This is a genomic window from Streptosporangium sp. NPDC001681, from assembly GCF_040298085.1.
GTDB lineage: Bacteria > Actinomycetota > Actinomycetes > Streptosporangiales > Streptosporangiaceae > Streptosporangium.
This window is the reverse complement of sequence record NZ_JBEOZN010000069.1, coordinates 41,198-50,222: the sequence shown is the minus strand read 5'-3', so window position 1 is coordinate 50,222 and position 9,025 is coordinate 41,198. Positions and strand designations below refer to the sequence as shown.

Annotated in this window: 9 protein-coding genes; 5 read left to right on the top strand and 4 right to left on the bottom strand. The window is 71.3% G+C overall.

Annotated features, from left to right (window positions below; genetic code table 11):
- Positions 1-13: 13 nt before the first annotated feature.
- Positions 14-1,114, bottom strand: coding sequence for a sensor histidine kinase (locus ABT130_RS28065; protein ID WP_350960146.1), 1,101 nt, complete (start codon positions 1,112-1,114; stop codon positions 14-16).
- 155 nt (positions 1,115-1,269) lie between these two features.
- On the opposite strand from ABT130_RS28065, the gene ABT130_RS28060 reads away from it, so the two are divergent.
- Together ABT130_RS28060 and ABT130_RS28055 are read left to right on the top strand one after the other, a co-directional pair.
- Positions 1,270-1,956 (top strand): ATP-binding cassette domain-containing protein, encoded by a 687-nt coding sequence (locus tag ABT130_RS28060; protein WP_350929042.1) that lies wholly within the window; start codon positions 1,270-1,272, stop codon positions 1,954-1,956.
- Positions 1,953-2,684: an ABC transporter permease gene (locus ABT130_RS28055; RefSeq protein WP_350929040.1), complete on the top strand. Its 732-nt coding sequence runs from the start codon at positions 1,953-1,955 to the stop codon at positions 2,682-2,684. Before ABT130_RS28060 ends, ABT130_RS28055 begins: the two co-directional genes overlap by 4 nt.
- A 42-nt stretch (positions 2,685-2,726) precedes the next feature.
- Here ABT130_RS28055 and menD read toward each other — a convergent pair whose 3' ends face one another.
- Positions 2,727-4,385, bottom strand: a complete 1,659-nt coding sequence (gene menD / locus ABT130_RS28050; protein ID WP_350929038.1) for a 2-succinyl-5-enolpyruvyl-6-hydroxy-3-cyclohexene-1-carboxylic-acid synthase — start codon at positions 4,383-4,385, stop codon at positions 2,727-2,729.
- 119 nt (positions 4,386-4,504) lie between these two features.
- A complete protein-coding gene (menB, locus tag ABT130_RS28045; RefSeq protein WP_350960152.1) occupies positions 4,505-5,359 on the bottom strand; it encodes a 1,4-dihydroxy-2-naphthoyl-CoA synthase in 855 nt (284 codons plus the stop codon).
- Between the two features lie 116 nt (positions 5,360-5,475).
- Between menB and ABT130_RS28040 the strand changes: the two genes are divergently transcribed.
- The 3 genes from ABT130_RS28040 to ABT130_RS28030 all read left to right on the top strand — a co-directional run bounded on the left by ABT130_RS28040 (position 5,476) and on the right by ABT130_RS28030 (position 8,614).
- Entirely contained in the window at positions 5,476-6,651 is a 1,176-nt protein-coding gene (locus ABT130_RS28040; protein ID WP_350960143.1) for an AMP-binding protein, read from the top strand.
- A 49-nt stretch (positions 6,652-6,700) separates the two neighbouring features.
- Positions 6,701-7,078: a hypothetical protein gene (locus ABT130_RS28035; RefSeq protein WP_350960140.1), complete on the top strand. Its 378-nt coding sequence runs from the start codon at positions 6,701-6,703 to the stop codon at positions 7,076-7,078.
- Between the two features lie 192 nt (positions 7,079-7,270).
- Positions 7,271-8,614 carry an RNA polymerase sigma factor gene (locus ABT130_RS28030; protein WP_350929030.1) on the top strand — a complete coding sequence of 448 codons (1,344 nt, stop codon included), beginning with the start codon at positions 7,271-7,273 and terminating at the stop codon, positions 8,612-8,614.
- Between the two features lie 123 nt (positions 8,615-8,737).
- Here ABT130_RS28030 and ABT130_RS28025 read toward each other — a convergent pair whose 3' ends face one another.
- Positions 8,738-8,947, bottom strand: coding sequence for an MbtH family protein (locus ABT130_RS28025; RefSeq protein WP_350960138.1), 210 nt, complete (start codon positions 8,945-8,947; stop codon positions 8,738-8,740).
- Positions 8,948-9,025 lie beyond the last annotated feature (78 nt).

Below are 9,025 nucleotides of genomic sequence, written 5' to 3'. Positions count from 1 at the left end.
CGCCGTGGGCGACTCACGCCGGGACCCGCAGGAGGACCCTGAAGCCCTCCGTACCCGGCCTCGCGGCCAGCGACCCGCCGATCAGCTCGGCCCGCTCGCGCATCCCCACCAGCCCGTATCCTCCTCCCGACGACGCCAGCCGGCCCGGCCGGCCACCGGTGTCGCACACCTCCAGCTCACACCAGCCCTCGACGCGGCGCAGCGCCACCGAGACCGCGGCGCCCGGCGCGTGCTTGCGCACGTTCGTCAACGCCTCCTGAGCGGTCCTGGCCACCGCCAGCCGGGCTCCGGCCTCCAGCGAGTCGAGGTTCCCGGTGACCGAGACCGTGCAGGACACCCCGGTCACCGACCGGAACTCCACAGCCAGCCGCTCCAGCCGCTCGGCCAGCGGCAGCTCCTCGCCGCGCAGCGCGTCGAGCGCCCGGCGGGTCTCCTCCAGCCCGGTCCGCGCCAGCCGCACCGCCCGCTCGACCCGGTCGAGCGCCGCCGCCGGATCGTCGCCCCGCTCCAGCAGCAGCCGCGCCCCCTCCAGATGGACGATCTGCGCCGACTGCGAGTGAGCCAGGATGTCGTGGACCTCCCTGGCCAGCCGCGCCCGCTCAGCGAGCACTGCCTCGCCCGCCCGCGCCTCGGCGAGTGCCGCTCCGTGCTCCCTGGTCGTCTTCACATGCCGTAGCAGGAAGACGAAGACCGCGGAGTAGGCGAGCCCGGCGGTGTTGCCCCAGACTTCCCCGGAAGGGATGCCCAGGGCGAAGGAGAGCGCCGTCACGCCGACGAGGTCGGCCGTGACCAGCGTCGCCCCCGGCCAGAAACGAGTCTTGAACGGTGCGACGAAGACGACGACGTACAGGAATCCCATCCCGCTGTAGAGGCTGATCGCGTGCAGGGCAAGCCCCCCGGCCAGGGTGAGGGCGAGCAGCGGGACGTTGCGCCGGAGGTCTTCACCGCACAGCGCCCACAGGCAACAGCCCACGGTGAGAGCGCCGATCGGGATCACCGCGAACAGCCCGGGCGGTCCCACCTCGACGGCGGCGGCCACCGGGCCGAAGAGCAGGTATCCCACCAGCAGGACGGCGAGAAGCCTGCGCACGGGCGGGCTGCGGAGGATGGCCACGACGACAAGCTACCGGTGCCCGCCGGAAGGGACCATGGACCCCAGGGTGGAGATGCCTCCACCCGACCGCACGACGCTCCCCTCCCGGGTGGAGGTTGCCGGCTCCACCTCCGGAACCATGCGCCAGCACCTGCCGACGGGTCATCGTCGAGGCCATGTCAGCAATCAGCGTCACTCATCTCGGGAAGTCGTTCGGTGAGGTGCGCGCCGTGGACGATCTGTCCTTCACCGTGGAGCGAGGAACGCTCACGGCCTTTCTCGGCCCCAACGGGGCGGGCAAGACCACCACCCTGCGCATGATCCTCGGCCTGGTCGCGCCCACCGGCGGCACCGCCACGATCGGCGGCACGGCCTACCGTGACCTGGACCGGCCCGTCGCCACGGTCGGCGCGGTACTGGAGTCGACGGCCTTCCACCCCGGGCTGAGCGCCCGCGCGCACCTGGAGGCGCTCCGCCTCGCCGCGGGACTGGATCCCGCGTGCGTGGCGCACGCGCTGGAGCAGGTCGACCTCACCGCCGCGGCCGACCGCAGGGTACGGGGTTTCTCCCTGGGCATGCGCCAGCGGCTCGCCCTGGCCTCCGCCCTGCTGGGAGACCCGGAGATCCTCATCCTCGACGAGCCCGCCAATGGCCTGGACCCGGCGGGCATGCGCTGGCTGCGGGGCTTCCTGCGGGCCTACACCCATCAGGGCCGCACGGTCCTGGTCTCCACACACGTGCTCGCCGAGATCCGGCAGATCGCCGACCACGTGATCATCCTTACCGCGGGCCGCCTCGCCTGGCAGGGCCCGCTGACCCCGCAGACCGACCTGGAGGAGCTGTACGTGAAGGTGACCGAATGAGCCGCCTGATCCGCGCCGAGCTGTTCAAGGCCCGTGCGAGCCGCGTCACCTGGATCCTCGTCGCCCTGGCGCCCCCGCTGTGCGTGCTCTGGGCGGGGCTGATGGTCGCGCTGGCGGGATCGGGCGGCGCGACGGCGCCGCAGATCGAGAACGTCTACAACATGGCCCAGCAGTCCTATGTCTTCGCCCTGATCCTCGGTGTCCTGGGCATGGCCGGGGAGAACCGCCACCAGACGATCACCTGGCAGTTCCTGGTCACCCCTCGGCGGGAGCGGGTGGTGGGGGCGAAGCTGGCCGCGTACGGGATCGTCGGGCTGCTCGTCGGCGCCGTGTCGGCGCTGGTCACGCTGGCGGCGGGCCTGGTCATGCTCGGCCTGGCCGGTCATCCCGTGTGGACCCCCCGGGTGCCGGTGGTACTGCTCGGCTCGGTGCTCAGCGTCGTCCTGTACGGCCTGCTCGGAGTGGGCCTCGGAGCTCTGGTCCGCAACCAGGTCGCGGCGGTGGCGGTGGCGCTGGTCTGGTTCATGTACGCCGACTACCTGCTCACCATGCTCCTGCCCGGCCTGGGCCGGTGGCTGCCGACCGGGGCGGCCCGCGCCCTGGGCGGCATGCACATGCAGGGCGGTGAGCTGCTGCCCGCCTGGGGGGGCGGGCTGCTGTTCGCCGGCTATGTCGTGGTGATCGTGCTCGCCGCCCGCGCGCTGACGCTCCGCCGCGACATCACCTGACCTCGCCGCACACCGGCACCGGCACCGGCACGGGGGCGGGCGTCAAGACATGACATCGCGGACGGCGGCGTGGGCCGCGTCACGCATCATGCCGTGCAGCGTCGCGTTGGACTCCCGCTCCGTCCGCACCTCGACGATGCGCAGCCCCTCACCGCGCAGCGCCTTCACCAGCTGGCCCGGCTCGTTCACGAAGGTGTACGGCGTGCCGGTGGCGGCTGCCACGTAGCCCAGGTCCACCCCGTGCGCGGTGCCGAAGATCCGCTCGAAGGGGTCGCGGAGCGTGGCCTGGGGAAGCAGCGAGAAGATCCCGCCGCCGTCGTTGTTCACCACGACCAGACAGAGGTCGGGACGGGGCTCGCGAGGGCTGAGGACCAGCCCGTTCTGGTCGTGCAGGAAGGTCAGATCGCCCATCAGGGCGTAGGAGGGACCGTTGTGGGCGAGGGCCGCGCCCATCGCGGCCGACACCACGCCGTCGATTCCCGCCGCTCCCCGGTTGGCCAGGATCCGCAGTCCCCGCCGGGAGCGCATCGCCTGGTCGAGGTCGCGGATCGGCATGGAGGAGCCGGAGAACAGCAGGGACCCGTTGGGCAGCGCGTCCACCAGGTCGCGGGCCAGGCGTGGCTCGCTGAGCCCGGTCCCGTCCAGCACGTCGTCGATCGCGGTCCTGGCCGCCGTCTCGGCGCGGCGCCAGGAGTGCAGCCACGTGTCGTCGCCCGCCGGGATCGGGATCTCCACCACCTGGGCGGCCTGGGTGGCCGAGCGGGTCGGGTCGGGCCAGCGGGTCATGTCGGCGGCGACCACGATGTGCTCGTCCGCGTGCCTCAGCCAGTTGAGCAGCGGCCGTGACAGCCCGGGACGACCCAGGGTGACCACCACGTCCGGCCGGTGCCGGTCGGCGAACTCCGGGGTGCCCAGGAGGAAGTGGTAGGTGGACATCGCGTGGTCGCCGTAGCGGGCGCCGCCGTTGGGCTCCGACAGGACGGGCCACCCGGCCATGCCCGCCGCCGCCACGTATCGGCGCACGTTGGTCGCGCCGTCGCCGACGACGAGCACGCCCCGCCGGGTCGGCGGCAGGTGCAGCGCCACCGACGGGGAGCCCATCCTGGCGCGGATCCACGGCCCTGGCGCGTCGCTCTCCAGGGACTCGCACCAGGAGAGGTCGCCGTCAGGGATCAGTGGTTCCCGGAAGGCCACGTTGAGGTGGACCGGGCCCGGGTCGTACGGGCCCAGCGCGCGCTGGTAGGCGCGACAGGCCAGCGACCGCCAGTAGGCGACCTGCCCCGGCCGTTCCTCGGGCACGCCGACCTCGCTGAACCAGCGGACGGCCGTGCCGTACAGCTTGATCTGGTCGACGGTCTGGCTCGCGCCGGTGTCGCGCAGCTCGGGCGGGCGGTCGGCGGTGAGCACCAGCAGCGGCACCCCCGATTCGTGCGCCTCGATGACGGCCGGATGGAAGTTGGCCGCCGCGGTGCCGGAGGTGCAGATCAGGACGACCGGCCGCTCGCTGCGGCGGGCCAGCCCCACCGCGAGGAAGGAGGCCGAGCGCTCGTCCACCCGCACGTGCAGCCGGATGCGGCTGTCGGCGTGCACGGCCAGGGCGAGCGGCGCCGAGCGCGACCCCGGCGCGAGCACCACGTCCGTGACACCGCAGCGGGCGAGCTCGTCGACCAGCACGGTCGCGAGCGCGGTCGCGGGATTCACCGCATCGCCTCCTTAACTCCGCACCCTGGGGGTAGGTCCATCCCGAGGCGCGCGAAACCGGCCTCGCCTACGCGGGACGGTGCGCCTCGGGACCGAACCCGTTCAGATCTTCGCTGCCCCTAGGGGCGGCGCGGGAACCTGCCGAAGTCGGGGGCGCGCTTCTCCTTGAACGCGTCGCGGCCCTCCTGCGCCTCCTCGCTCATGTAGTAGAGCAGGGTGGCGTCGCCGGCGAACTGCTGCATCCCGGCGGCACCGTCGGTCACCGCGTTCAGCGCGCCCTTGAGCATGCGCAGTGCCAGCGGCGACTTCTCCAGCATCTCCCTGGCCCATCTGACCGTCTCGGCCTCAAGCTCGGCGAGCGGAACGACCGCGTTGACCAGGCCCCAGTTCAGGGCGGTCTGCGCGTCGTACTGGCGGCAGAGATACCAGATCTCGCGAGCCCGCTTCAGGCCCACGGTCTCGGCCAGCAGCCAGGAGCCGTAGCCGCCGTCGAAGGAACCGACCTTGGGACCGGTCTGGCCGAAGACCGCGTTGTCGGCGGCGATGGACAGGTCGCAGCACACGTGCAGCACGTGGCCGCCGCCGATGGCGTAACCGGCGATCATCGCGATGACCGGCTTGGGGCAGCGGCGGATCTGGACCTGCAGGTCCAGAACGTTGAGCCTGCCCACGTGCGGAGTGGACTTGTCGACGTAGCCGTCGTCACCGCGGATCTTCTGGTCGCCGCCGGAGCAGAAGGCCTTGTCGCCCGCACCGGTGAAGATGATCACACCGACCTCGGAGTCCTCCTGAGCGGCGTTGAAGGCCTCCTTGAGCTCGAAGAGCGTGGTCGGACGGAACGCGTTGTGCCGCTCCGGACGGTTGATCGTGATCTTGGCGATGCCCTCGCCGGTCTCGTAGACGATGTCCTCGTACTGACCGGACCTCTTCCAGTCGACCGCACCATCCCGCTCGGGAGTCGTCTCCGCCGCCACCTGCTCGTTCGCGCCCGGCTCGACTCTCTCCGTGCCCACGATTACTTCGCCCCCTCCGCTGCGCCGGGGCCGTCCCCGGCCGTTGTCCGGCTTTCGGCACTAACCTTACGACTGTGATGACCATTCCTGTGCACGAGGAGTGGCTTTCCGTGCAACGAGAACTGCACGCCGTGGTGTCCGCGGCGGGTCCGGAACTGTTCCGGGCCGTCGGCTCGGCACTGGACGGCCAGGGCCCGGCCATCCTGCCTCTCTCCCCCTCCCTGCCCGCCCCCGCACTGCGGGCGACGCTGGAGGCGCTGCGCCCGACCCACGTCGACGGGGTCCGCCGCGAGGACGGCGTCGGCGTGCCCGCCGAGGTGGCGGTGGTCATCGCCACCAGCGGTTCGACCGGCACTCCGAAGGGCGTGCAACTGTCGGCCGAGGCGCTGAGGGCTTCGGCGTCGGCCTCGCTGCGGCGCCTGGACGCCGAGGCGGGCGAGCGCTGGCTCTGCTGCCTGCCCCCCTCCCACGTGTCCGGCCTGCAGGTTCTGGTCAGGTCGCTGCTGGGCGGGACCGAGCCGATCACGCACGAGGGGTTCTCCCCCGAGGCGGTGCTCGCCAGCGGTGCGGACCATGTCTCGCTGGTGCCCACCCAGCTGCGCCGCCTGCTCCACGCGGATCTGTCGGTGTTCAAAACGATCCTGCTCGGCGGTGCCGCCGCTCCCCCCGACCTGCTCGACGCGGCCCGCGCGGCCGGCGCACGGGTGGTCACCACGTACGGCATGAGCGAGACCTGCGGCGGGTGCGTCTACGACGGCGAGCCTCTCGACGGGGTGGGCATCGGCATCGGCGGCGACGGCCGGATCCGCCTGAGCGGGCCGGTGCTGTTCTCCGGCTACCGGCTCCAACGCGGCCTCACCGAGGCCGTGCGCGACGGCGACTGGTTCCTCACCTCGGATCTGGGCACCCTGGACGACGGGCGGCTGCGCGTGCTGGGGCGGGCCGACGACGTCATCAACACCGGGGGCGAGAAGGTCGTCGCCGCGGCGGTGGCCGCCGCGGTGGCCGAGCATCCCGCGATCACCGACGTCGCCGTGGTCGGCCGCCCCGATCCCGAGTGGGGCGAGCGGGTGGTGGCCTTCGTCGTTTCGCAGGCCCCGCCGTCCCTGGCCGAGTTGCGCGCCTTCACCAAGGAGCGGCTACCCGCCTACGCGGCCCCCGCCGAGCTGATCGTAATGACCGAAATACCGCTTTTGGCCAACGGCAAGCCGGACCTGGAAACTCTCCGTTATGGTCGTGACCGGGAACCGTGAAGACGCTGTCACACGTCCAAGGGATAGCCGAAGCAGGAGGACAATCTCGATGAACGTCACCCGGAAGACATGGGTCTCGGCTGGAATCGTGAGCCTGGTCCTGGCCGGTGGCATCTCCGTCACGGCGGCCGCCGCGGCGGGAGGCATCGGGAAGACCGGGAGAACATCAGGCGAGCCGGTGCCGGTCGCTCCGCACGACCCCGCCCCGTCCTCGCCCTGGAGCGGCCCGCCCTCGCAGGTGCCGTCGCCGACGGCACCGCCCCCGTCCTCGGAGGGCTATGTGATCTCCGAGAAGGTCAACCCGGATCCGGAGAAGGTCATCGGCTACTGGACGGAGCACCGCATGGAGGAGGCCGAACCCTTCCCGATGCCCATGGTCGAGGGCCCTCTGGACGTGATCGAGGATTCCTCGGACGTGCCCGAATAGGGCCGTACCAGGCACTCATACGTGGGTGGATCGCCGAGAGGACGGTCCACCCATCATATTTTCCGAGTCAAGTCGGGAACAGAAAGTTCTTGGCTGTGGTTATTGGTACTGGTGCGCCGAGCGGCCCCAGACCGCCCCACCCGACGACTGAAAACCGTAATCAGACGACTCCGTGATGGAGGAGGTGTCCTCATGCCCCCGACCGCCGTGGCGGCCTCATCTGAAGCCCCGACGACCCTCGAACAGCTCATTGACCGAGGGCGAGTTCAGGGCCACCTTTCACTCGCGGAGCTGCGTCACGCCTTCGCCGAGGCGGGCATCAGCCCCACCGAGGGCAGGGCGATCCTGCGAGAGCTCACCGAGGCCGGCGTCAGCCTGGCCGCCGAGAACGAGCCCGTGTCCCCCACTGCCACCGCCAAGGCGGCGAAGACCACCCGCAAGAGCACCGCCCGCAAGGCGAAGCCCGCACCCGCGAAGAAGGCGTCGGCCAAGACCGAGGCCGAGGCCAAGGACAGGGCCAAGGGCAAGGACGCCGCGGCGGAGGCGGACGACGAGTGGAACCCCCCGGAGGAGCCGGAGGCCGAGACGGAGGCCGAGTCGACCCTTGACCTGGACGACCACTCCTCCGTGATGGGCGACTCCGTGCACACCTATCTGAAGTCGATCGGCCGTCGCACCCTGCTCACCGCCGCCCAGGAGGTCGAGCTGGCCAAGCGCATCGAGGCCGGCCTGTACGCCGAGTCCAAGCTGGAGGCCGAGCCGGGCCTGTCCGCGGTCATGCGCGACGACCTGGAGTGGATCGCCGAGGACGGCCGCCGGGCCAAGGACCACATGCTGGAGGCCAACCTCCGCCTGGTCGTCTCCGTGGCGAAGAAGTACACGGACCGGGGCATGGCCCTGCTCGACGTGGTCCAGGAGGGCAACCTCGGCCTGATCCGCGCGGTGGAGAAGTTCGACTACACCAAGGGCTACAAGTTCTCCACCTACGCCATGTGGTGGATCCGCCAGGCCATCCAGCGCGGCTTCGCCGACTCGGCCCGCACCATCAGGCTGCCGGTGCACGTGCTGGAGATGCTCTCCAAGCTGTCGCGCATCGAGCGCGACATGCACCAGCGCCTGGGCCGCGAGCCCACGCCGGACGAGCTTGCCGTGGAGCTGGACAAGACTCCCGACCAGATCGAGGAGCTGCTGCGCACCAGCCGCCAGCCGATCAGCCTCAACGCCACCATCGGCGAGGACGGCGAGACCACCATCGGTGACCTCATCGAGGACATCGACTCGCCAGAGGCCTCGGAGGTCGTCGACCGCCAGCTGCTGGGCGAGCAGTTGCGCGGTGTGCTCGGCAACCTCTCCCCACGGGAAGCCAAGATCATGGCCTTGCGCTTCGGTCTCATCGACGGTAAGCCCCACACTCTCGACGAGATCGGCAAGCACCTCGGCCTGACCCGCGAGCGCATCCGCCAGCTGGAGAAGGAGTCGCTCTCCAAGCTCCGCCACCCCAGCAACACACGCCCGCTGCTCGACTGGGCCAGCTGACCCGCCTCGAAGGGCGCCCCGCGAGACCTCCCGGTCCGTGAGGGCGCCCTTCGCCGTCTCCTGGACCGCCGCGAGGGCCCTCGCGACCCCGAGGATCGCACGGGGCCGCGAAGGGGCCGGAGCTCAGCCGCCCATCGCGCTGACAAGGCTCCTGGGGCGCATGTCGGTCCAGGAGCCTTCGACGTAGGCCAGGCACCCGGCGCGAGAGTCCTCACCGTGGGCGACCTCCCAGCCCCCGGGGACGTCGGCGAACGCGGGCCACAGCGAGTGCTGTCCCTCCGCGTTCACCAGCACCAGGAACGGCGCGCTCTCGTCGTCGAACGGATTGGTCATCGAATACCTCCAGCGGGAACATCCCGGGCAGCCGGCCCGGGGATCGGAATCGTGTGCCCCTCTCAGGGAGGGGAGGCG

Excerpts from the sequence above, each read along its gene's own strand:
- ABT130_RS28060 (WP_350929042.1), top strand. The coding sequence starts at position 1,270 with ATGTCAGCAATCAGCGTCACTCATCTCGGGAAGTCGTTCGGTGAGGTG.
- ABT130_RS28055 (WP_350929040.1), top strand. The coding sequence starts at position 1,953 with ATGAGCCGCCTGATCCGCGCCGAGCTGTTCAAGGCCCGTGCGAGCCGC.
- ABT130_RS28040 (WP_350960143.1), top strand. The coding sequence starts at position 5,476 with ATGACCATTCCTGTGCACGAGGAGTGGCTTTCCGTGCAACGAGAACTG.
- ABT130_RS28035 (WP_350960140.1), top strand. The coding sequence starts at position 6,701 with ATGAACGTCACCCGGAAGACATGGGTCTCGGCTGGAATCGTGAGCCTG.
- ABT130_RS28030 (WP_350929030.1), top strand. The coding sequence starts at position 7,271 with ATGCCCCCGACCGCCGTGGCGGCCTCATCTGAAGCCCCGACGACCCTC.
- ABT130_RS28025 (WP_350960138.1), bottom strand. The coding sequence starts at position 8,947 with ATGACCAATCCGTTCGACGACGAGAGCGCGCCGTTCCTGGTGCTGGTG.